This window comes from Bradyrhizobium sp. 164 (genome assembly GCF_023073715.1).
In the GTDB taxonomy this organism is placed as follows: domain Bacteria; phylum Pseudomonadota; class Alphaproteobacteria; order Rhizobiales; family Xanthobacteraceae; genus Bradyrhizobium.
Genome location: NZ_JADPKA010000094.1, coordinates 1 through 19,818, shown reverse-complemented (window position 1 = coordinate 19,818; position 19,818 = coordinate 1). Strand labels below are relative to the sequence as shown.

Here is a 19,818-nt window from a genome sequence, read left to right as displayed (position 1 = left end):
CTTTCCGCCGGCATCAAGCCAGATGGCACGCCACAAAGTGCCCGCCCGCCCCTTCCCTCAGCTCCGGCGCGCTTTCCGCACAGCGCGGCTGGGCGATCGGACAACGGGTGTGGAAGTGGCAGCCGGATGGCGGTTTCATCGGGCTCGGCACGTCGCCCTTGAGGCGGATGCGTTCGCGCTTGAACTTGGGATCGGGCACCGGCACCGCGGACAGGAGCGCCCTGGTGTAGGGATGCTGCGGGTTGCGGTAGAGATCACTCGCCTTCGCGAGTTCGACGATGCGGCCGAGATACATCACCGCGACGCGATCGGAGATGTGCTCGACGACAGAGAGATCGTGCGCGACGAACAAATAGGTGAGGTTCAGCTCGGCCTGGAGATCTTCCAACAGGTTGATCACTTGCGCCTGAATCGACACGTCGAGCGCGGAGACCGGCTCGTCGCAGACGATCAGCTTCGGTTCGACCGCGAGCGCCCGCGCGATCACGATGCGCTGGCGCTGGCCGCCGGAGAACTCGTGCGGGTAGCGCCGCATGTGCTCGGCCTTGAGCCCAACCTTGACCAGGAGACCCGCGACGCGCTCCTCGCGCTCTTTCGCGGACGAGGCGAGATTGTGGATGGTGAAGGCTTCGCCGAGGATCGCACCGACCGTCATGCGCGGATTGAGCGAGGCGAACGGATCCTGGAATACGAGCTGCATGTTCCGCCGCATCGCGCGCAGATCGTTGCCGCCGAGCTTACGCACGTCCTGGCCGTCGAAGGTGACCTCGCCGTCGGTCGGCTCGATCAGGCGCAGCACGCAACGCCCCGTCGTGGACTTGCCGCAGCCGGACTCGCCGACGAGGCCGAGCGTCTCGCCGCGATTCACGGAGAAAGACACGCCGTCGACCGCGTAGACGGTCCCAACTTGGCGCGACAGCAGACCGCCGAGCACGGGAAAATGTTTCTTCAGGCCGCTGACGCGCAGCAACGGTTGGCTCATGCCGCGCCTCCCAGACTGGTATCTCCCAAGTGACAGGCCACGCGATGCCCGGGCGCGATCTCGCGCAGCAGCGGCTCCTTCCCGGTGCACACGTTCATGGCGAACTTGCAGCGCGGGGCAAAGCGGCAGCCGACCGGCGGATTGATCAGGATCGGCACCGAGCCGCCGATCGCCTCCAGCCGCGTCTTGTGCTCGCTGTCGAGATCGATGCGCGGGATCGAGCGGATCAACCCTTGCGTATAGGGATGGCGGGGATCGCCGAAGAGATCGTCGACGAGCGCCTCCTCCACCACCTTGCCGGCATACATTACGACGACACGCTGCGCGGTTTCGGCGACGACACCCATCGCATGGGTGATCAGCATCACCGCCATGCCGAAGCGGTCCTTCATGTCCTGGAGCAGGTCGAGAATCTGGGCCTGGATGGTGACGTCCAGCGCGGTTGTCGGCTCGTCGGCGATGATCAGCTTCGGCTTGCAGGCGAGCGCCATCGCGATCATCACGCGCTGGCGCATGCCGCCGGAGAACTGGTGCGGATAGTTGTGCACGCGGCCTTCGGCGTTCGGGATCTGCACCAGCTTCAGCATCTCGATGGTGCGCTCGAGCGCCTGCTTCTTGGTTACCGCTTCGTGCCGCCGCAGGCTCTCGGCGATCTGCTCGCCAATGGTGAGCACCGGATTGAGCGAGGTCATCGGCTCCTGGAAGATGAAGCCGATCTCCTTGGCGCGGACCTCGTCAAGCTGATTGCTCGTCAAAGGAACGAGATCGCGACCCTCGAACATGATCTGGCCCGCCGCGATCCGGCCCGGCGGCATAGCGATCAGCTTCAGGATCGACATCGCCGTCACGGTCTTACCGCAGCCAGACTCGCCGACGACGCACAGCGTCTCGCCGCGATTGACGGAGATGTCGACGCCGTCGACGGCCTGGAGGATGCCGTCGTCGGTGGAGAAGTGGGTTTTTAGACCCTTGATTTCGAGCAGTGGCGCCATCAGATCGCCCGTCGCGCATCGAGCGCGTCACGCAAGCCGTCACCGATGAAGTTGATGGCTACCACCGCGATGAAGATCGCGCCGCCCGGGAACAGCGCCCAATGCGGGCCGATGTCGAGAAAATCCTTGGCGTCGTACAGCAGCCGCCCCCAAGTCGGGGTATCCGGCGGAAAGCCGAGGCCGAGGAACGACAACGTCGATTCGGCGATGATGGCGGCAGCGACGTCGATGGTGCCGGCGATGATCACGGGGCCGAGCGCATTGGGCAGGATGTGGCGCACCACCTGCCGCACTGGACTGGCGCCGAGCGCCCGCGCGGCCTCGACGAATTCTTTCTCGCGGATCGACAGGAACTGCGCGCGCACGAGGCGCGCCACCGGCATCCAGCGGAGGCCGCCGATCACGAGCACGATCAGGATAAAGATGCCGCCCTCCGGGCCGAACGCGGCTTTCAGCCCGTCGCGGAAGAGATAAATGAGCAACAGCAGGAGCGGCAATTGCGGCAGCGACAAAAAGAGATCGGTGAGCCACATCAGCCCATGACCGAGCGCACCGCGCGACATGCCGGCGAGCGCACCGATCAGCACACCGACAAAGACCGAGACCAGCATTGCGGCGAGACCGACCGCGAGCGAGATGCGCCCGCCATAGATCATGCGGGCCAGGATGTCCTGGCCGAGATCGTCGGTGCCGAAAGGATGGGCCAGCGATGGGCCCTGCATACCCGCGACGATGTCGATGTCGTCGATCTTGACCCGCCAGACGAAGGGGCCAATCACCACCGCCAGGATCAGAACGAGAAGCAGGAACGCACTGACCACAGCGAGCTTGTGGCGACTATAGCGCCGCCACGTCTCGCGCCAGGGCGAGTAGACGCGCCGCTCAGCGGAAGGAGATGCGAGGGTCAAGCCAGCCATAAAGGATGTCCGCGATGAGATTGAACAGCACGACGAGGCACGCGAACACGAAGGTGACGGCCATCACCACCGGCGTGTCGTTGGACAGGATCGAGGAGATCAGCAGCGAGCCGATACCAGGAATGCGGAAGATCTGCTCGGTGACGATGGCGCCCCCGAACACCGCCGGCATCTGCAACGCAATGAGCGTCACGACCGGGATCATGGCGTTGCGCATCACGTGCTTGACGATAACTTTGGTTTGTCCGAGGCCCTTGGCGCGCGCCGTGGTGACATAGTCGAGCCGGATCACGTCGAGCATCGCCGAGCGCACGAAGCGCGTCATCGACGCCGCCTGGAACAGGCCGAGCACCGCCACCGGCATGATCGCCTGGCGGATCATCTCCAGCACCCAGTGGATTCCCGTGCCCTTGATGTCGGTGGTGTAGACGAAGGGCAGCCAGTCGAGCGTGACCGAGAAGATCAGGATGAACAGGATGCCCGTGAAGAAGGTCGGCAGCGAGAAGCCGACGAAGGCGAGCGTATTCGCGATCTGGTCGAATAGCGAATATGGCCTGGTCGCCGCGTACACGCCGACGGGAATCGCGATCAGGAGCGCAAGGATCTGCGCCGAGCCGATCACGTAGAGGGTCGCGGGCAGGCGCTGGAGGATCAGCGTGTCGACGTTCATCCGGCTGACGAAGGAGAAGCCCCAGTCGCCGTGCAGCATGGCGTTGAGCCAATGCAGGTAGCGAAGGTGAATCGGATCGTCGAGGCCGAACTTGGCCCGAAGTGCCGCCTGCACTTCGGGCGGCACGTTCGGATTGGTCGCCAGCTCGGAGAACGGATCGCCGGGGGCGAGCGCGAGCACGACGAACAGCACGACCGAGATTCCGAGCAGGCTCGGAATCGCGATCAGCAGGCGACGCAGGACGTATTGGCTCATAGGGAAATCCGTCTACGCCCTCGGGATCATGCCTCCCGGTACCAGTCGAACAGGTTGTCGGTCTCGTTGGCCCAACCGCTGACGATGCAGACAAGGTTGTTGGCCGCGGCTTCCACCTTGAGGCGATGCTGCACTGGGATGAATACGACCTCCTGAATCAAGAGATCATTGGCCTTGATGTACAGCGCGGCGCGCTTGATCGGGTCCATTTCGGCTTCTGCCGCTGCGATGATCGCGTCGTAGTCCTTGTTGACCCAACGCGGAAAATTGGTGCCCTGCCACTTGTTCTCCTTGGTTGACACCCTGTCCGACGTATAGCGGCGCATGTGCTGCGAAGGATCCGGCTGGCTCATGGGAATCTGGAACATCTCCAGGTCCGCATAGAACTTCGGATAAGTGTCGGGATTGCCGACGTCCGAGGAGAAGAACACGGAGGCGACAACGGATTTGAGTTCGACATCGATGCCAGCCTTCTGGCAGGCTTGCTTGACGATCGCCTGAGTCTTCTGGCGCGGTCCGTTGATCGAGGTCTGGTACAGCAGCTTCAGCTTCTTGCCGTCCTTCTCGCGGATGCCGTCCGCGCCGGGCTTCCAGCCGGCGTCATCAAGAAGTTTCGCCGCCTTCTCGACGCTGAACTCCCAAGTGTTGTTCTTGGACACGAATTTCTCGGGACCGTTGAGGAAATTAGCGGTCGTGCGGCCGGCGCGGCCGTAGATGGCCTTTTTGACCGACTCGCGATCGACCAGCATGGACAGCGCCTTGCGCACGGCCGGATCGGAGAACAGCGGGTGCTTGGTCTTCATCGAAGAGCGTTCGCCATCGATCTCGGTGTTTGGATCGGTGAAATTGAGCGCGATGAACTCGGTGTCACCCCCCACGGCGTAGACTGCTTTGCCCTTGCCGCCCTTTTCCAGGCGCAGCAGCACGTCATCTTCGACCTGGATGTTGTAACCGAAATCGTATTCGCCGGTCTGGATCACCGCGCGCGCCGCCGAAACGGCATCGCCGCCGCCCTTCATCTCAAGCGTATCAAAGTAGGGGCGGTTGGGCATGTGGTAGTCGGAATTGATCACACCGCGCACGAGATCGCCGGGCTTGAATTCCACGAACTTGTAGGGACCGGTGCCGACGGGTGACAGGTTGTTCGGCGCCTCGCGGGATTTGGCGCCCTTGTAGTCCGCAAATAGATGTTTGGGGATGATGCAATTCGGTGCACCGACGAAAGCATCGGCCCAGAAGGGGGTCGGCTTGGCGAAAAGGAGGCGTACCGTGAGATCATCGATCTTTTCGACCTTGATGTCGCGGTAGGTGCCGATGGTGACTGCTGCGGTGGCAGGATCGCTTGCATATTCCCAGTTGAACACAACGTCGTCGGCAGTGAACGGCTTGCCATCGTGCCATTTGACGCCGGGCTTGAGCTTCCAGGTCACCGATTTGCCGTCGGCGGCGAGCCCGCCGTTCTGGATCGAGGGAATTTCTGCCGCAAGAACCAGCTTCATGTTGCCGTCGGGGTCCCAGGAGGCGAGCGGCTCGTAGAACAGGCGCGAGCCGTCCTGGTCCTTGGTGCCGGTGGCGAAGTGCGGATTGAGCAGGGTCGGGCCCTGCCACCACAGCAGCTTCAGCGCACCACCGCCGCCGCGCTTCGTCGGCTTGTAAGTCGAGGCGCCCTCGGCCATGGCGACGCCGCCGAGCGCGAGGATCTGATTGGCCAGAGGAGCGGTGAGACCGACCGCGGCCATGTGCTTGATGAAGCCGCGGCGATCCATCCGCCCGTCCTTCACCTGGCCGATCATCGAACGCAGTTCTTTATCCAGCATGGTTGTCCCCCGTCTGGTTCCTATCGTGATGACGACGGCCGTCAGAGCTGCCGCCCAATTAGCTGGCAGTAGATGGCACACCGAATGGGGGGCGCGTCAACTGGGACCGTATGTATGCAAACGGTCTTCTGGCTGTCCGTTGGGCAGAACTGCCTTCCGTGAGCCCATCCATTCGGCAATCCAGCATCAAAACACGCTGGATTGCGCGCTGCACTGCGGAAAATTTGTTCGTCGGATCAGACTTAAGTATCGACGCTCTACGTCACCGACATATCGAGCGGCGGCGCGACGTGATCCGGCAACGGACAGACGTAAGGCATCTTGGCCGTCCGCTTCTGAAGATCCGCCTTGGCAGACTTGATCAGCTCCGGTTCCGTCAGCGCCTTGATACCGAGCCCGGCCATCGCCTTGGCGGCCTGCACCATCGCCTTGTGGGCATGCGGGCTCTTGCCCTGCGCCACTACCTGCCAAGTGTGGAAGGGCGTGCCGATTGCAACCGTCGGTGCGTGAACCTGCACGGTCGGGACCACCCAGCTCACGTCGCCCACGTCGGTCGAACCGACCAGCGGGTTGCGCTTGGCATCCAGCGGCACCAGGAAGTCGGCCAGCGGCCGATCGGTGGGCTCCATGCCGATCGCGTAGTAAACCGACGAAATGTCCTTGTCGCTCAGCGTCGCACGAATCTGGCTGGCAAAGCCCTTGTCCGCCTCGTCGAAATGCGGCGGTCCGAGGTCTTCCATGATACGGTGTAGCGCCTGCTCCAGCGGGGTATTCGGCAGGATGTTGGAGACCGCGGAGATGATCTTCATTTCCATCTTGGTCTCGGTCATCAGCGCCGCGCCCTGCGCGATCTTGGACACGCGCTCGACCAGCTCGTTCATGCCGGGAAGATCGCGGGCACGGATCGAATAGCGCACCCGTGCATGGGCCTGCACCACGTTGGGCGCGATGCCGCCGGTGTCGAGCAAGGCGTAGTGCACGCGCGCATCGCTCGGCATGTGCTCGCGCATGTAGTTCACGCCGACGTTCATCAATTCCACCGCGTCGAGCGCAGAACGGCCGAGATGCGGCGAGGCCGCCGCATGTGAGGTGCGACCGGTGAAGATGAAATCCGCGCGCGTGTTGGCGAGCGAGGGCGTGACCGCCACTTCCCAGAAGCTGTGCGGATGCCAGGTGATGGCGATGTCGGCATCTTCGAACGCACCCGAGCGCACCATGAAGGCCTTTGCCGCGCCACCTTCCTCTGCGGGGCAGCCGTAATAGCGCACGCGGCCGGGCACTTTGTTCTCGGCGAGCCAGTCCTTCACCGCCGTCGCGGCGAGCAGCGCAGCGGAACCGAGCAGATTGTGACCGCAGCCATGGCCATGGCCACCGACCTCGATCGGACGGTGCTCGGCGACACCTGCCTCCTGGCTCAATCCCGGCAGCGCGTCATATTCACCCATGAAGGCAATGACCGGACCGCCTTCGCCCCACTCGCCCATCAGCGCAGTCGGGATGCCGGCGAGATTCTCGGTGATGCGGAAACCCTGATGACGCAGCTCGGCGAGATGCTCGGCGGCGGACCGCGCCTCGGTGTAGCACACCTCGGGCGTGCCCCAGATCTTATCGCTGAGGTCGATGAAACGCGCCTTGATCGTGTCGACGCCACGCCAGATGTCGCTGCGGTTATCCATGCTTCGATCCGTGATCCCTGGTCAAACGAAGCGGCAATGGTTAGCAGCTTCATTGCACCGCGCCTAGCACCTCGCCGGACACCAGCCATGCGACGGCTGCCGGGTCGAAGGGCCGGCTGTCACCTGCCACCTGCGCACGAACCGTCGTTATGCCTTTCGAAGATTTCACGCGGCGTTCTCTGGAATAGTTGGGAACGAGGCTTTCAAGACGGCGTCCTCCGGCCTAAATTATCCGTGCTTCGCGCCTCGTTCCGCCGGCGACGGCGGAGCGATGCTCTCAGCCAGGAGAACTCCATGCCCGCACTGACCGAATGGAGAGTGCCACCGGCCAATCAGCCGCGTGCAAGCGATTATGGTTTCGATCTCGACCGCGCGCTCGCGTCCGTCGTCGGCCTGCACGCCATCATCCCGCCAGACGCCTTCAGCGCCGAGACGCTGGGCACCGAACGCGCCGGCAACGGCGTCGTGATCGACGACGGGCTGGTGCTCACAATCGGCTACCTCATCACCGAGGCGGAATCCGTATGGCTGCACCTGGCCGACGGACGCGTGGTCGAAGGCCATGCGCTCGGCTTCGATTCCGTCACCGGCTTCGGCCTCGTGCAGGCGCTCGGCCAGCTCGACGTCGAACCCTTGCCGCTCGGCACCTCGGCGGAATCGCGGATCGGCGATCGCGTCGTGGTCGGCGGCGCCGGCGGCCGCACGCGCTCGGTTGCGAGCCAGATCGTGGCCAAGCAGGAATTCGCCGGCTATTGGGAATATCTGCTGGATGAGGCCATCTTTACCTATCCCGCACATCCGAACTGGGGCGGCACCGCGCTTCTCAACGAACGCGGTGAGTTGATCGGCATCGGCTCGCTCCAGCTCGAGCGCGAACGCGACGGCAAGGGCGAGCACGTCAACATGATCGTGCCCATCGACCTCTTGAAGCCGATCCTCGACGACCTGCGCAAGTTCGGCCGCGTCAACAAGCCGGCGCGGCCCTGGCTCGGGCTCTACTCGACCGAGATCGACAACCGCGTGGTGGTGATCGGCATCTCCGCCAACGGCCCGGCCGCGCGCGCCGAGCTCAAGACTGGCGATGTCATCCTCGCCGTGAACGGCGAGAAGGTCACGAGCCAGACCGGCTTCTATCGGAAAATGTGGGCGCTCGGCGCCGCCGGCGTCGACGTGCCGCTCACCGTGCATCATGAAGGCGTCACCTTCGACGTCACGGTGACCTCGACCGACCGCTTCAAGCTCCTGAAGGCGCCGCAGCTGCACTGACGCAAGGCTTGAGGAAGCGGCAATGACCGAGGCCGTCGTGGACGACATCGTGGCCGTGCTGCCGCCGCTGCTCAATGCGCTGGAGGCGCTCGGCTTCTTCCAGCGGCATCTGCACCCGCCAGCCTTCGCCTCGGTGATGAACGCGATCGGCTCGCCGGACGAGGCGCTGCAAGCGGCGCGGGCAGCGATCGGCGACTGGCCGGAGCAGTTCGCCGGGCTGCGCGAGCGGCTCGATCGCGCTTGCAACGAGACGCTCGCCGCCTTTGCCGGGATCCGCGAGGTCGAGCGCGGCAATGGCGACCTCGTCGCCGTGTTCCGCGCGCTGCGCCACCTGCCGCGCGCGCAAGAGGCGCTCTATCCGCTGGCGGTGCAGTTTCCTCCCGTGAGCAGCTTCTTTCTCAACGCTGCCAATCGCGGAAATGCCGAGCTGTTGTCCCGGCTCGAAGGTGGCGCTAGCGAAAATACCGGCATCTTCCATGATCACAACGAGCCGGGCAGCCGCGGCGGCTTCTCGGTCTATGTGCCCGAATATTACACGCCCGATCGGACCATGCCGCTGGTGATGGCGCTGCATGGCGGCAGCGGCAACGGGCGCGGTTTCCTGTGGAGCTGGTTGCGCGATGCGCGCAGCCTCGGCGCAATCCTGGTAGCGCCGACCGCAATCGGCCCGACCTGGGCGCTAATGGGCGATGACGCCGATACGCCGAATCTCATGCGCATCCTCGAGACCGTGCGCAGCCGCTGGAGCATAGATGCCTCGCGCATGCTGCTGACCGGCATGAGCGACGGCGGCACCTTCTGCTACGTCACCGGGCTCGACGGTGCTTCGCCCTTCACCCATCTTGCGCCGGTGTCGGCGACCTTCCATCCGCTGATGGCGGAGGTGGCGAACGCCAAGCGCCTCCAGCGCCTGCCGGTCTTCATCACCCACGGCAAGCTCGACTGGATGTTTCCGGTGCAGACCGCACGGCAGACGCAGGCGACGCTCTCTACCGCCGGCGCCGACGTGACCTATCGGGAGATCGACGACCTCAGTCACACCTATCCGCGCGAGATCAACGCGGAGCTGCTGGATTGGCTGAATAGGAGATGAACGATCCGTCCTTACCCGCGCCGCACCGCCGCGGGAACAATCGCTCCGCACCGACGTTATCGCTCGTCACCGGAGGTTCGCCATGCAGACTTTTTTCGGAATGATCCTCGGCGCGCTGCTGCTTGCGGGCGGGGTCTACGTCTATGATTCCATGCAGACGTCGTCGGTCGCCAATGGCGAGGTCGCGATCACCAATCGCACCATCGTGAACTGGGATGTCGCCAAGGCCGATTGGGACGCGCTGCGGGACCGCGCGCACAAGGACTGGGTCCGGATCTCGTCGAAGTAGCGACGCGGTATCATGAACAAGGCGCCGTCGCGAACTCCGCGGCGGCGCCTTTGTGTTAGGTGATGACTATCGCCTGGCTCAGTTCATCTTGGCCTTGCGTGCGTCGGCAATAACCTGCTCGAACTCGTTCATGCTCAGCACGCCGGGTACGCGGTATTTGCCGACGATGAAGGACGGCGTGCCTCGGAAGCCGAAGGCTTCGGCCTGCTCGTTGTTGCGCTTGAGGATGGCGTCGATGTCCTTGGCGTGGCCGGCGAGATCGCGCTTCAGCCGGTCCATGTCGACGCCTGCGCCAGCAAGAATCTCGTTGATGCGCGGCTCGGTCAGGCGCGAGCTGACGCCCATCATGGCGTCGTGGGCCTGATGGTATTTGTCCTGGAATTTCGCCGCCAGCGCGGTCCGCGCCGCCGTGACCGAGACCGGCCCGAGGATCGGCCAATCCTTCATCACCAGCCTCACCTTGCCGTCGTCCTGGACGACCTGGCGCAGCTCAGGCTCGAGCTTGCGGCAATAGGGACAATTGTAATCGGACCATTCGACGATGGTGATGTTGCCGTCGGGATTGCCGGCAACCGGCGTCTCGGGATCACGCAACACCTTGGATTCGGTCAGCACCTCGTCGCCATCGGCGGCGGCGCGGGCGAAAGTGATCCCACCAGCCGCCAAGACGCCTGCCCCGATCAACGTCAACGCCGCGCGCCGCGTCGTCACTAGGCCCTTATTGCCAGATCCAGCCATATCTCGTCCCGTTTCGGTCCCATCGCTGCAAATACGATTCGGGACCGAGAAGTGTTACCGCTCATATAGAGCGTCGCGGGCGCGATGTCATCGCCATGCTATGAGCGGATTGCGGCCGGCGCCGGCGAAGCCGCACCGCGCGGCAGCATCGCCATCAGCGTGCCGGTCATGGACGCGATCAGCGTCGCCTTGCCCTCATGCTCGGCAAAAGCCCTGGCTTCGCAGAAGGTCAGCGTGCGACCGGGTTTGACCACCGCGGCCTTGAAGACAAAGCGCGCGCCGCGAGCAGGTGCGAGCAGCGTGGTCTTGAACTCGACGGTGAGGATGTCCGCTTCACGCGGCATCAGGGTGAAGGCGGCGACTCCGCAGGCATTGTCGAGGCCTGCCGTAATGATACCGGCATGGACAAATCCGTTCTGCTGCGTGAAGGCAGCCGAATGCGGCATCGCCAGCTCCACCTCGCCCGGGGCGAGATGGATGATCGAAATACCGAGCGTGTGCATTGCCGGCTGGGCCGCGAACATCGCCGTGGCCGCAGCGCGGTAATCCGGGTTTTTTGGCTCGAATGCCATCATCGTTCACGCCTTCCGCCCTATTCTTTTTCTACCGCCTTTGTTGATACGGTAGCGTATCAGAGCTGCGTCGCGCTAGCAATACGGCACCGTATCAAGAACCGGCGAGGCTTCCTTCATGAGCGACGGCAAGGGCGATGTCTGGGTCGAGGCAGGGTTTACCGAACTCGCCCGCTCGGGCGTCGAGGGCGTGCGGGTGGAGGTGCTCGCCAAGAACCTCGGCGTCACCAAGGGCGGCTTCTACCGCCGCTTCGCCGACCGGCCCGCACTGCTCAAAGCAATTCTGGAACGCTGGCGCGAGGGACGCGCTGCGGCGATCGCGCAGCAGACGAGTCTCGACGGACAAGAGCCCCGCGAGCGGCTGAAAGCGTTGATCCAGCTCTATTCCGAGCGGGTCAATCCGGAGGGCATGGCGATCGAGCTCGCGATCCGGCAATGGGCCCGTTCGGATGAGGGCGCGGCGGCGGCGGTGGCGAGCGTGGATGCCGCGCGGCTCAAGCACGTCGCAGAGCTCTATCGCGCGACCGGCCTTGCCGCCGAGGAGGCCGAGGCGCAGGCCTTCCTGTTCTACTGCTTCATCTTCGGGCAAAGCCTCTTGTTCGTCGAGCGCGGGCCGCGCAAGCGGTCGCAGCTTGTGGCCAAATCGGCCGAGAAGCTGCTCGACTAAGCGAAATGGCCGGAGCTTTGCCCCGGCCATCGCATTGCTTTCGAAGCTCAGGCGGCTGCGCCCTTCAGCTTCTTGGTGCATTCGCTGTAATAGCCGCCGCCCTTCTGGATCCATTTCAAGCCGCCATTGCCGTTGGTGGCCTTGTTGGCATTGTACTGGTCGACGCAGGTGTGGAGCCGCGCCTTGCCGGGCGTCTCCTTGGCGTATTTCGGATCGACCGCGTTCGGATAGATCGCAGGTCCAGCCGGCAGCGTCGGCGCAGCGGCGGGCGCGGCTTCCTTCTTCGCCTGCTTCGGTTCGGCAGGAGCGGCGGGCGCAGCCGGAGCAGCCGCGGTGGGCGCAGCGGCGGGGGTTGCGTCTGCACCGCATTGGGCCTTGCGGAAGTCATTCCACTTCATGGTGCCGAGCGAGCCGTCCTTCTTGGCCGCCTGATATTTTGCGCTGCACTCCTGCGCGGTCAGTGCCTGCGCCGGCGCGCTCGCCACCAATGCCGCGACACACGCCGCTGCAATCGCACACAACAATTTTGCCTGAATGGTCATCCCTGGGTCTCCTCCTTGGTCTTCCCGACGAAAGTGAAACGAGGATTGCTATCCTAGCGTGTCGGTGGCTTGCGACAAGGATGCGATGGGTTGCGCCGGCAAAATTTAGTGGTGCCGCCGTTCGACTCATTCATGTCGCGTTCAGCAACGCGGGCCGACGTTCCCAGCCCCTCGCAATTCAAGAAGAGTGCAACACATGACCGTCACCTCCCGCCTTGCCGCCCTCGCTCTCGTCTCCTTGCTCGCCACCGGCACTGCCTTCGCCCAGACCGCCGCGCCGGCCGCCAAGACCGATACAAAGACCGACACTGCTGCAACCGCCGACAAGAAGGCGCCGAAGGAGCGCTCGGCCGAATCGCTTGAATGCTCCAAGCAGGCGGACGCCAAGGGACTGAAGGGCAAGGAGCGCAAGAAATTTCGCCGCGAATGCATGAAGGAAGCGAAGGCCGGCACTGCCGCCCCCGCCACCGCCGACAAGAAGTAAGCCCATCACGATCCTCCGCCAGCATCAGTGAGAGACATGCGCATTGCGGCATGACGAGCCTGCAATTGTGCGCCTCTCGCTGATTTGCGATAAGGTGGCGTGAAGCAAATCGTCGCCTCCCTGCCGTTCGAATGGCCGAGCCGTGCCAACGTCTTGAGCACGATAGAGACGCTTGTCGTCGGCACCGCCGGCGGCCTCGTATTTCTCGTCGCCGGCCTTCCCGGCGGGCTGATCTCGGGCTCGATGATCGCGGTCGGGATCGCGGCAATTGCCGGTCGTCAGCTGATGCTGCCGCCCATCCTGACCCAGACCGTGCTGGTGCTGCTCGGCATCTCGCTGGGCTCGGTGGTCTCGCGCCATCTGATCCAGCAGGTCAGCGCCTATCCCGTCACCATCGGCCTGCTTGCGCTCGCGACGTTCTGCTCGACCTTCGGCTCGAGCTATTACCTCCAGCGCGTCCATGGCTGGGACCGCACCTCGGCTTTCCTCGCCGGCAGCCCCGGCGCGCTGTCGCAGATCACGATCCTGGCGGTCGAGCGCGGCGCCGACCTGCCGGGCATCGCGGTGGTGCAGACCATGCGGGTCATCATCCTCACCGCGGCGCTGCCGATGGTGCTGGCGATCGCGGGCGTGGCGCCCTCGGCCGCACCGTCGCTGACGGCGACGATCGCCTCGCCGCTCGACCTGGTGGCGCTGGCCGCAGCCTCGCTGGCGCTGGCTCTGTTTCTGCGGCTGATCAAATTTCCGGCGAGCTGGATGTTCGGCGCGATGATCGCCTCCGGCGTGTTGCATGGCGCCGGCTGGGTCGAGGGCGGCCTGCCGGACTGGGTGCGCGGCGTGGCGCTGGTCGGCATCGGCGCCCTGATCGGCAGCCGCTTTGCGCGGATGCGGATCAAGACTTTGGCCGGCCATATCAACGCCGCGCTGGGCTCGTTCGCGGTCGCAATTGCCGTTTCCGCCATCTTCGTCGGCATCGTCGCGCTCACCACGCAGGTGAAATTCTCCGATGTCGTCGTTGCTTTCGCTCCGGGCGCGATGGACGCGATGCTGGCGCTGGCCCTGACACTGCACATCGACCCGATCTTCGTCGGCGCCCATCACCTGTCGCGCTTCGTCTTCGTGACGATCGCGACACCCGGCATCGTGCACTTGTTCGGGCGCACGCAGGATGACGTGGATGATTGAGCTCAGCGCTTCGCCGTCCGCACAAATCCCCATGCGGCGATCGCGGCCATCAGCAGCGAGATCAGCACGTTGTAGCCGGCGAGCGAGAGGCCGAGGAAGCGCCACTGCACCTCGTCGCAGCGCACCACCTTCACGGTGTCGAGCCGCGAGAAAAGATCGCCGGCGTTACCGAGATTGACGACGGGACCGGAGCAATCGGTCGGCCCCTTCCAAAATCCCCATTCGACGCCGGAGTGATAGGCGCCGAGACCGGCATTGGCGAGCGTCGCCAGCACCAGAATCGCTAGCGCAACGAGCAGCAGCGGCCGCGGCGCGCCGCTTCTGGCCCCGAGCGCCGTGAGGGCACCGAGCGGGATCGCGAGGTAATAAGCGTAGCGCTGCTCCAGGCAGAGCGGACAGGGCAGGATCTCCAGCACGAGCTGGAAGAACCAGGCGCCCGCGATCGTGGCCGCGGCGATCAATGTGACGAGCAGCGAGGCGGTCAGCGCGGGACCGGCGCTGGCCGACTTGAACGCTGGTATTGCGGCACTCTGGATCGTCACGGCAGCCTCTCTCCGATGGGTCGCGCTCCAAGCCTCTAACTCCGGCTTATGTGGCTGTCGAGAACGGCGGGGATCACTTTGGCGCGGGTTGACCCCGTCCTGTCCATGGCTATAGTCCGCCGGCTTCGCGACGCCCTCATCCGAGCGGCCGACCGAGGGCCCCTGTGGCGGAACTGGTAGACGCGCTCGACTCAAAATCGAGTTCCGCAAGGAGTGCTGGTTCGATTCCGGCCAGGGGCACCAGCCTTCGCTGCTTCGCACCTACGGCTAGGCGAGCGAGGCGCCGGTCTATCCACGCGAAGCAGCGAAGGCTGTCCCGCCGAAGCCTTGGCGAAGGCGGATTGGCGCAACGAACCTCCGCTTCCCCCGCTAGCCATCGTCCCCTCCCCACTGTATAAGCCGGTAGCTTCTTCTGTAACTCGAAGGAGCTCACATGAACGATCTGCACGCGTGGCTTTCCCAGCAGCACCACGGTTTGCGGACCTTCCAAATCTTCCAGCAGAAGCTCGAGACACTCGGCCGGGACGATCCCGCCCAGCGCGGCCTGTGTCGTCTGCTCAGCGGTGTCGTCGGCAGCTATGTCGAGGCCTTCGAGGCCCCGCTGCCGGTCGAAATTGCCGACACCGCTTATCGTCGCCTGCTGACGCTGGTCGGCAGCCTCGATCTCCACGGAGATGGCGCAAGGCGGCTCGCCGACATCAACCGCGTCGCGGCCTGCGAATTGTGGCGGTGATCGGCAGGCGAACCGTGCACGCTTCAATTGTCAAGCAGCGCAAGACGCGCCTGTACAGCCTCGCGACGCATAACGCCCGAGTCTTGAGCTTCTCTTGACGCCCCGTCCTTGGAAAGGGCGCAGGGAAGACCGAGTGCCAGCTGGCACCCGCGGTCCGCTGTGCGCAATTGCGCGAAGACAAATGCACAGCGGCATACAGGGCAGCCTGGACATCCCGGCCTTCCCTGCGCAGTGGTTTAACGGCTTATGGCGCGCTCTCCCCGGGGAGCGATGCACTATTGCCCCCGTCGCCTTGCGAGATAGCTGATGCGCTCGCCCGGTCGGGCCGCAACATCACCGCAAGCCTTGACGCACAGACCCCGGGCGCCAGGACCACACGCTTTTGCCGTACGCGGACTGCACCTGTCGTGCGCGCGCTGCTCAACCGCTCACGGGCCAAACCCGCCCTGCGATTGCCTGCGCGCCGATGCGCTCCACGCCCACCGCCACCCGGCCCGCGTATCGTGACGATCGCGAAACGCCCCTTATCCATGGGCCGGGACGGCAGATCACATACGGCATTTCCGAATTTCTGTTAATCGGGATCTCAGCGACCGAGCTCCCGGTTTCACCGCACCCGAGCGCGGCGGCGATCGCATGTCCTTCGCGGCGGCCGCAACGCGCGCCTTGTCTTCCGTGACGATGCTTCTAATGGTGTACTCGGGATAAGGCACCTACGCCTTGAAGTCGCTGCCGCGCCCTCCGTCCTGGTCCTGAGCGCCCGCCCCGGGGCGGGCGGGTCGAAGCATGGGCGGCTGGAAAGCCACTCCTCAATCGCCCTGCATGGCGTTCGACTTCGCTCCGCCACTACCTATATCGTGCGGCAACGGTTGCTGAAGCAGTGAGCAGCTTCGATGGCAAAGAGACGCATGACGGAAGCGGACACCGACGACCTTCCCCGCTACTTCGTCTGGGTCCGAGGCCTGGAAGGCCCCGAGCCGCAGAAATGGATGACGATGGAGTTCGGCGTCGGCGAATGGAAGCGGCCGCTCGTTCTGGCTTATCTGGAACTGCCGGAAGACGGGCGGCATCTATCCTTGTCGGTGCTGGCCCGGCGCTATCCGCCGCCGCGGGCTGATCTTTCGTAGCCGGGCTACGGTGTGTCCTCGTCGGCTCCGCAAGGCAAAGCGAAAGCCACCCCCGCTTGAGCGTGATCGGCGGCGTATAACCCGAAGCGGCCGGCCAGGAACCCATTCCATCGTATTTTCTTGAACAGACATATCTCGACGCTCTTTGTGACAGTCGGTGGAATCCGACGAGAAATGAGCTCCGTAGACGTCGTTGTTCCCTGCTTCCGGTACGAGCACTTCCTGCGAGAGTGCGTCCAGAGCGTTTTGGCGCAATCGGGCCCCCGCTTGCGCCTGCTGATTATAGATGATGCGTCGCCAGACGATACAGCGGAAGTTGCCGCGGAGTTAGTACGCTCCGACGCTCGCGTCGACTACCGCAGGCACGTCTCGAATCGAGTGCTCATTGCTACTGCCAATGAAGGCATCGCCTGGCAAGAGCCGACTACATGCTTCTGCTGTCTGCGATGATTACTTGTTGCCCGGCGCCCTTTCGAGAGCGGTCGATCTAATGGACGAGCATCCTTCTGTCGCGTTCACCTTCGGAGGCGCGATTGTTCTTGATCGGTGGGGGAAGCGTACTCGCCACAGACCAGGCGTGGATCGACAACCCGCGTTTTGTCCGGATTTGATTTCATTGCACTTAGCGGCGCGAAAAACATTGTGCTGTCACCAACTGTAGTGGTCCGCACCAGCCTGCAGAAGAGATTGGGGGGCTATTTGGCCGACTTACCCTATGCCTCTGATATGGAAATGTGGTTACGGCTCGCCGCACACGGCGTCGTCGGGGTCATTGCCGCGGACCAAGCCGTCTATCGTGCGCACGCGGGCAATATGTCAAGTGAGCCTTCGCGGGAGCAAGATCTGCTGCAACGCAAGGCCGCGATTGAACATTTCCTGAATAGTAGCGCCGCCAGGCTCACAAACGCTGATCATCTTCGCGACCGGTTGGCACCACCTATTGGCGCTTGATGCCGTCGGCTGCGCTAGCGCTGCCTTCAACGAAGGAGCGATGAAAAGCTCAGCAGGCCTTTCAAAACTTGCAGTGAGTTTTGATCCGAGCGTTCAACGAACGCGTCGTTGGTGGTTGCTCGCCTGCAAGCGGGTTCTCGGGTTGCGAGGATGGCAGCTGAGAGGCTGCCAAAGCGACTGGAGGCGTTACCCCCTTCTGGCCCATTAAACATGTGGCGCGCCATCTGAGGAAGGTCCGCTCGTCGGGACATAGCGGGCTAGATTTGCTCATCTGAGTTCCCCGCCACCGAAAGGCGGCGCTTCGCCATTGAGAGAGCGGACGAGGGATGCGCTTTATCTTGGAACGAAATTTAATTGATTTAATTGGGTTAATGTGATTTAATTCCGCTATTGGGAGACAACGCCATGCCAGACCAGGACGATGACCGACGCGAATTCCTAAAGACGTGCGGAAAGTTCGCCGCCGTGACGCCTCCGGCCATGACGCTCCTGCTGTCGACGTCCCTCACGTCGGATGCCATTGCAAGGTCTGGCGCCGGACCGGCCGGCCCTCGTGGCAACAATGGCTATGGCAACGACGGCGGTGACGGCACCCCCAACGGCAAGGACGATAGCAATCGTTGAGCCGGCGCACAGTCGCCGGAAGGAGACACAATGCAGTCCAGGCGCCGCGACGTTGATTGGCACTTCGCCTCTTTCATCGTTTCGCTAATCTGGCTTGCGATCGTTGCTGCCGGGCTTCTCGCTGTGCTTTTCCGAGGGCACTCCTGAATTCCGGACCTCCGCAGCCTGAACGATCTTGCAGCGGCGAGTTTAGCTGTTGTGTGCGGTTCGATACTTTCCTCATGCCGCGCTGAGGCGGCGGAGGAGTCGCCGTGTAAAACGCTGATCCTGGTTGTCGGGTCGAACCCGCCCTCCAAGAAGTAGTGAATGAAGCGCTTACCGGTGCTGGAATCGCCGCTGCAATCATCTGACTGGCCCACTTGAAACATGCCGACGCACGGTAACGATGTCTGTTTGTAGGGGTAGTGCGGAAGGCGGCGGCGCCCAGCCAAACCGACGCGAATGACCCAATGCGGACATGCGCGCCGCGAACGAACGATACGAGCGCTCAATGGCCGCTGTTTTGTCGTTCTCATCTGCACATGCTGAGATGGTCAAGATACCTTGGCATACCTCAGCGCAATCCTCTCCTTGGATTCCCGGCAACGACTACATCGACGGCTGGTCGAAGAACTTTATGGACGGCACCGTCGAGGAGAAGCGCAAGGTGAGGGCGGAGGGCGAACTGCAGGCCGACATGATGCGGCCGCAAGGCGCGAAGGGTCTGATCCCGTTCGTGATCATGCTGCACGGCTGCGACGGCTTCGGCCGGGTCGAGAAGAAACGGGGACGCGACTACGGCGGTAGATTGGTCGGGGCGGGCTACGGTGTTCTGCTGCTTGACAGCTTCGGCAGCCGGGACTTGGGACCTGACGGCGTCTGCTCGGATCCCAGCCAGCTGACTTGGGCGCGGCGCCGAGCCGACGATGCGTATGCGGCTCTGGACTGGCTCATCGAGCAAAAGATCGCCGATCCCAAACAGGTTTACGTCCTCGGCCGGAGCAACGGTGCGACCACGTCTTTGATTATCATGAACCGCGCGATCGGCGACCTCCACGAGCACATGTTCGCGGGCGGCTTCGCAATGCAGCCGTCCTGTTATTTGATGAAGAGCGTCGACTTCTACGCTCCAGTTCACCTCTTCCTGGCAGAGAAGGACGAGGCCACCAGTCCCGTCCTCTGCGGCCAGATGGCCGAGAGCAAGCGTTCGATCCCCGTGAAGTCGGTGCTGTGGAAGGGGGCGAACCACAGCTTCGAAGACCACGAGCCGATCCACGTATTCCATGGCTACCATGTCGGATACAATGCCGCAGCTGCGGAAGGTACCATTAAGGCCATCATTATTGCGTTGAACGAGGCCAAGAAGGCGCAGAACTGATCACATAGAGCTGCACAGCCTGATTGGATTGAGATAAGGGCCGATGCAGGGATGTCCGACGGAAACGACTTCCGCGCGTGGCCCTAGGCTGCCTAACTCGAAATCCGCCCGGGAGTCGGCTGTCTGGTGTAGACCGGAAGCCGCTCGGAGGCGGCGTTCACCGCCGACTTTGACCCGTAGCGGCCCCGAAGAACAGTACCTGATTGTCCTCCACGCCACGGCATCACTCCCCCTGGGACCACCGCGAAATTCATCGCCGACAAGCACCCCACCAAGGTCGCAGCATTTGCCTCATTCGTCATTTGACTTGCGCGATGTAAGGGGCTCATCTTGAAGTTG

At 63.5% G+C, this 19,818-nt stretch carries 22 protein-coding genes and 1 tRNA gene; 13 read left to right on the top strand and 10 right to left on the bottom strand.

The genetic code is table 11. The annotated features are described in order from the left end of the window. Positions 1-13: 13 nt before the first annotated feature. From IVB01_RS28165 to IVB01_RS28140, 6 genes are all read right to left on the bottom strand, one after another. A complete protein-coding gene (locus tag IVB01_RS28165; RefSeq protein WP_247279715.1) occupies positions 14-982 on the bottom strand; it encodes a dipeptide ABC transporter ATP-binding protein in 969 nt (322 codons plus the stop codon). Then, positions 979-1,974, bottom strand: coding sequence for an ABC transporter ATP-binding protein (locus IVB01_RS28160; RefSeq protein WP_247279716.1), 996 nt, complete (start codon positions 1,972-1,974; stop codon positions 979-981). Before IVB01_RS28160 ends, IVB01_RS28165 begins: the two co-directional genes overlap by 4 nt. Continuing rightward, the gene (locus IVB01_RS28155) at positions 1,974-2,891 is read right to left on the bottom strand and encodes an ABC transporter permease (RefSeq protein WP_247495071.1); all 918 of its coding nucleotides are present in this window, start codon (positions 2,889-2,891) and stop codon (positions 1,974-1,976) included. The genes IVB01_RS28160 and IVB01_RS28155 overlap by 1 nt, the downstream gene beginning before the upstream one ends. Further along, on the bottom strand, positions 2,857-3,816 hold the full coding sequence (locus IVB01_RS28150; RefSeq protein WP_247279718.1) for an ABC transporter permease: 960 nt from the start codon (positions 3,814-3,816) through the stop codon (positions 2,857-2,859). Before IVB01_RS28150 ends, IVB01_RS28155 begins: the two co-directional genes overlap by 35 nt. Before the next feature lie 26 nt (positions 3,817-3,842). After that, positions 3,843-5,633, bottom strand: a complete 1,791-nt coding sequence (locus tag IVB01_RS28145; RefSeq protein WP_247279719.1) for a peptide ABC transporter substrate-binding protein — start codon at positions 5,631-5,633, stop codon at positions 3,843-3,845. A 257-nt stretch (positions 5,634-5,890) separates the two neighbouring features. Continuing rightward, complete coding sequence (locus tag IVB01_RS28140) at positions 5,891-7,309, bottom strand: M20 family metallopeptidase (RefSeq protein WP_247279720.1); 1,419 nt, start codon at positions 7,307-7,309, stop codon at positions 5,891-5,893. Between the two features lie 294 nt (positions 7,310-7,603). On the opposite strand from IVB01_RS28140, the gene IVB01_RS28135 reads away from it, so the two are divergent. The 3 genes from IVB01_RS28135 (at position 7,604) to IVB01_RS28125 (ending at position 9,957) form a co-directional block, all read left to right on the top strand. Continuing rightward, entirely contained in the window at positions 7,604-8,575 is a 972-nt protein-coding gene (locus IVB01_RS28135; protein ID WP_247417837.1) for a S1C family serine protease, read from the top strand. A 22-nt stretch (positions 8,576-8,597) separates the two neighbouring features. Continuing rightward, on the top strand, positions 8,598-9,668 hold the full coding sequence (locus IVB01_RS28130) for a phospholipase (RefSeq protein ID WP_247279722.1): 1,071 nt from the start codon (positions 8,598-8,600) through the stop codon (positions 9,666-9,668). Positions 9,669-9,750: 82 nt separating this feature from the next. Beyond that, positions 9,751-9,957 (top strand): hypothetical protein, encoded by a 207-nt coding sequence (locus IVB01_RS28125; RefSeq protein WP_027573305.1) that lies wholly within the window; start codon positions 9,751-9,753, stop codon positions 9,955-9,957. 78 nt (positions 9,958-10,035) lie between these two features. On the opposite strand, the gene IVB01_RS28120 is transcribed toward IVB01_RS28125, so the two are convergent. Then, entirely contained in the window at positions 10,036-10,695 is a 660-nt protein-coding gene (locus IVB01_RS28120; RefSeq protein WP_247279723.1) for a DsbA family protein, read from the bottom strand. Between the two features lie 98 nt (positions 10,696-10,793). Next, the gene (locus IVB01_RS28115; RefSeq protein ID WP_247279724.1) at positions 10,794-11,270 is read right to left on the bottom strand and encodes a PaaI family thioesterase; all 477 of its coding nucleotides are present in this window, start codon (positions 11,268-11,270) and stop codon (positions 10,794-10,796) included. A gap of 115 nt (positions 11,271-11,385) precedes the next feature. On the opposite strand from IVB01_RS28115, the gene IVB01_RS28110 reads away from it, so the two are divergent. Then, a complete protein-coding gene (locus IVB01_RS28110; RefSeq protein ID WP_247279725.1) occupies positions 11,386-11,934 on the top strand; it encodes a TetR/AcrR family transcriptional regulator in 549 nt (182 codons plus the stop codon). Positions 11,935-11,981: 47 nt separating this feature from the next. On the opposite strand, the gene IVB01_RS28105 is transcribed toward IVB01_RS28110, so the two are convergent. Beyond that, positions 11,982-12,476, bottom strand: a complete 495-nt coding sequence (locus IVB01_RS28105; RefSeq protein ID WP_247279726.1) for a hypothetical protein — start codon at positions 12,474-12,476, stop codon at positions 11,982-11,984. Between the two features lie 196 nt (positions 12,477-12,672). Here IVB01_RS28105 and IVB01_RS28100 point away from each other — a divergent pair, with 196 nt between their 5' ends. Continuing rightward, positions 12,673-12,960, top strand: coding sequence for a PsiF family protein (locus IVB01_RS28100; protein ID WP_247279727.1), 288 nt, complete (start codon positions 12,673-12,675; stop codon positions 12,958-12,960). Between the two features lie 99 nt (positions 12,961-13,059). Next, entirely contained in the window at positions 13,060-14,145 is a 1,086-nt protein-coding gene (locus tag IVB01_RS28095; RefSeq protein WP_247279728.1) for an AbrB family transcriptional regulator, read from the top strand. 2 nt (positions 14,146-14,147) lie between these two features. Here the strand turns inward: IVB01_RS28095 and IVB01_RS28090 are convergent, their stop codons facing one another. Next, positions 14,148-14,687, bottom strand: coding sequence for a disulfide bond formation protein B (locus IVB01_RS28090; RefSeq protein ID WP_247279729.1), 540 nt, complete (start codon positions 14,685-14,687; stop codon positions 14,148-14,150). A gap of 158 nt (positions 14,688-14,845) precedes the next feature. Between IVB01_RS28090 and IVB01_RS28085 the strand changes: the two genes are divergently transcribed. The 7 genes from IVB01_RS28085 (at position 14,846) to IVB01_RS28055 (ending at position 19,479) form a co-directional block, all read left to right on the top strand. After that, positions 14,846-14,930 (top strand) — tRNA-Leu (locus IVB01_RS28085). 190 nt (positions 14,931-15,120) lie between these two features. Further along, positions 15,121-15,420, top strand: a complete 300-nt coding sequence (locus tag IVB01_RS28080; RefSeq protein WP_247279730.1) for a hypothetical protein — start codon at positions 15,121-15,123, stop codon at positions 15,418-15,420. An 893-nt stretch (positions 15,421-16,313) separates the two neighbouring features. Beyond that, on the top strand, positions 16,314-16,547 hold the full coding sequence (locus tag IVB01_RS28075; RefSeq protein ID WP_247279731.1) for a hypothetical protein: 234 nt from the start codon (positions 16,314-16,316) through the stop codon (positions 16,545-16,547). 174 nt (positions 16,548-16,721) lie between these two features. Further along, positions 16,722-16,997: a glycosyltransferase family 2 protein gene (locus tag IVB01_RS28070; protein ID WP_247279732.1), complete on the top strand. Its 276-nt coding sequence runs from the start codon at positions 16,722-16,724 to the stop codon at positions 16,995-16,997. Positions 16,998-17,144: 147 nt separating this feature from the next. Beyond that, positions 17,145-17,498, top strand: a complete 354-nt coding sequence (locus IVB01_RS28065; RefSeq protein ID WP_247279733.1) for a hypothetical protein — start codon at positions 17,145-17,147, stop codon at positions 17,496-17,498. A 405-nt stretch (positions 17,499-17,903) separates the two neighbouring features. Next, positions 17,904-18,122 (top strand): hypothetical protein, encoded by a 219-nt coding sequence (locus tag IVB01_RS28060; protein ID WP_247279734.1) that lies wholly within the window; start codon positions 17,904-17,906, stop codon positions 18,120-18,122. Positions 18,123-18,612: 490 nt separating this feature from the next. Further along, a complete protein-coding gene (locus tag IVB01_RS28055; protein WP_247495070.1) occupies positions 18,613-19,479 on the top strand; it encodes a prolyl oligopeptidase family serine peptidase in 867 nt (288 codons plus the stop codon). Positions 19,480-19,818 lie beyond the last annotated feature (339 nt).

Excerpts from the sequence above, each read along its gene's own strand:
- IVB01_RS28125 (WP_027573305.1), top strand. The coding sequence starts at position 9,751 with ATGCAGACTTTTTTCGGAATGATCCTCGGCGCGCTGCTGCTTGCGGGC.
- IVB01_RS28080 (WP_247279730.1), top strand. The coding sequence starts at position 15,121 with ATGAACGATCTGCACGCGTGGCTTTCCCAGCAGCACCACGGTTTGCGG.
- IVB01_RS28070 (WP_247279732.1), top strand. The coding sequence starts at position 16,722 with ATGAGCTCCGTAGACGTCGTTGTTCCCTGCTTCCGGTACGAGCACTTC.
- IVB01_RS28105 (WP_247279726.1), bottom strand. The coding sequence starts at position 12,476 with ATGACCATTCAGGCAAAATTGTTGTGTGCGATTGCAGCGGCGTGTGTC.
- IVB01_RS28075 (WP_247279731.1), top strand. The coding sequence starts at position 16,314 with ATGGCAAAGAGACGCATGACGGAAGCGGACACCGACGACCTTCCCCGC.
- IVB01_RS28135 (WP_247417837.1), top strand. The coding sequence starts at position 7,604 with ATGCCCGCACTGACCGAATGGAGAGTGCCACCGGCCAATCAGCCGCGT.
- IVB01_RS28060 (WP_247279734.1), top strand. The coding sequence starts at position 17,904 with ATGCCAGACCAGGACGATGACCGACGCGAATTCCTAAAGACGTGCGGA.
- IVB01_RS28150 (WP_247279718.1), bottom strand. The coding sequence starts at position 3,816 with ATGAGCCAATACGTCCTGCGTCGCCTGCTGATCGCGATTCCGAGCCTG.
- IVB01_RS28165 (WP_247279715.1), bottom strand. The coding sequence starts at position 982 with ATGAGCCAACCGTTGCTGCGCGTCAGCGGCCTGAAGAAACATTTTCCC.
- IVB01_RS28155 (WP_247495071.1), bottom strand. The coding sequence starts at position 2,891 with ATGGCTGGCTTGACCCTCGCATCTCCTTCCGCTGAGCGGCGCGTCTAC.
- IVB01_RS28140 (WP_247279720.1), bottom strand. The coding sequence starts at position 7,309 with ATGGATAACCGCAGCGACATCTGGCGTGGCGTCGACACGATCAAGGCG.
- IVB01_RS28100 (WP_247279727.1), top strand. The coding sequence starts at position 12,673 with ATGACCGTCACCTCCCGCCTTGCCGCCCTCGCTCTCGTCTCCTTGCTC.
- IVB01_RS28055 (WP_247495070.1), top strand. The coding sequence starts at position 18,613 with ATGGCCGCTGTTTTGTCGTTCTCATCTGCACATGCTGAGATGGTCAAG.
- IVB01_RS28115 (WP_247279724.1), bottom strand. The coding sequence starts at position 11,270 with ATGATGGCATTCGAGCCAAAAAACCCGGATTACCGCGCTGCGGCCACG.
- IVB01_RS28160 (WP_247279716.1), bottom strand. The coding sequence starts at position 1,974 with ATGGCGCCACTGCTCGAAATCAAGGGTCTAAAAACCCACTTCTCCACC.
- IVB01_RS28110 (WP_247279725.1), top strand. The coding sequence starts at position 11,386 with ATGAGCGACGGCAAGGGCGATGTCTGGGTCGAGGCAGGGTTTACCGAA.
- IVB01_RS28130 (WP_247279722.1), top strand. The coding sequence starts at position 8,598 with ATGACCGAGGCCGTCGTGGACGACATCGTGGCCGTGCTGCCGCCGCTG.
- IVB01_RS28145 (WP_247279719.1), bottom strand. The coding sequence starts at position 5,633 with ATGCTGGATAAAGAACTGCGTTCGATGATCGGCCAGGTGAAGGACGGG.
- IVB01_RS28120 (WP_247279723.1), bottom strand. The coding sequence starts at position 10,695 with ATGGCTGGATCTGGCAATAAGGGCCTAGTGACGACGCGGCGCGCGGCG.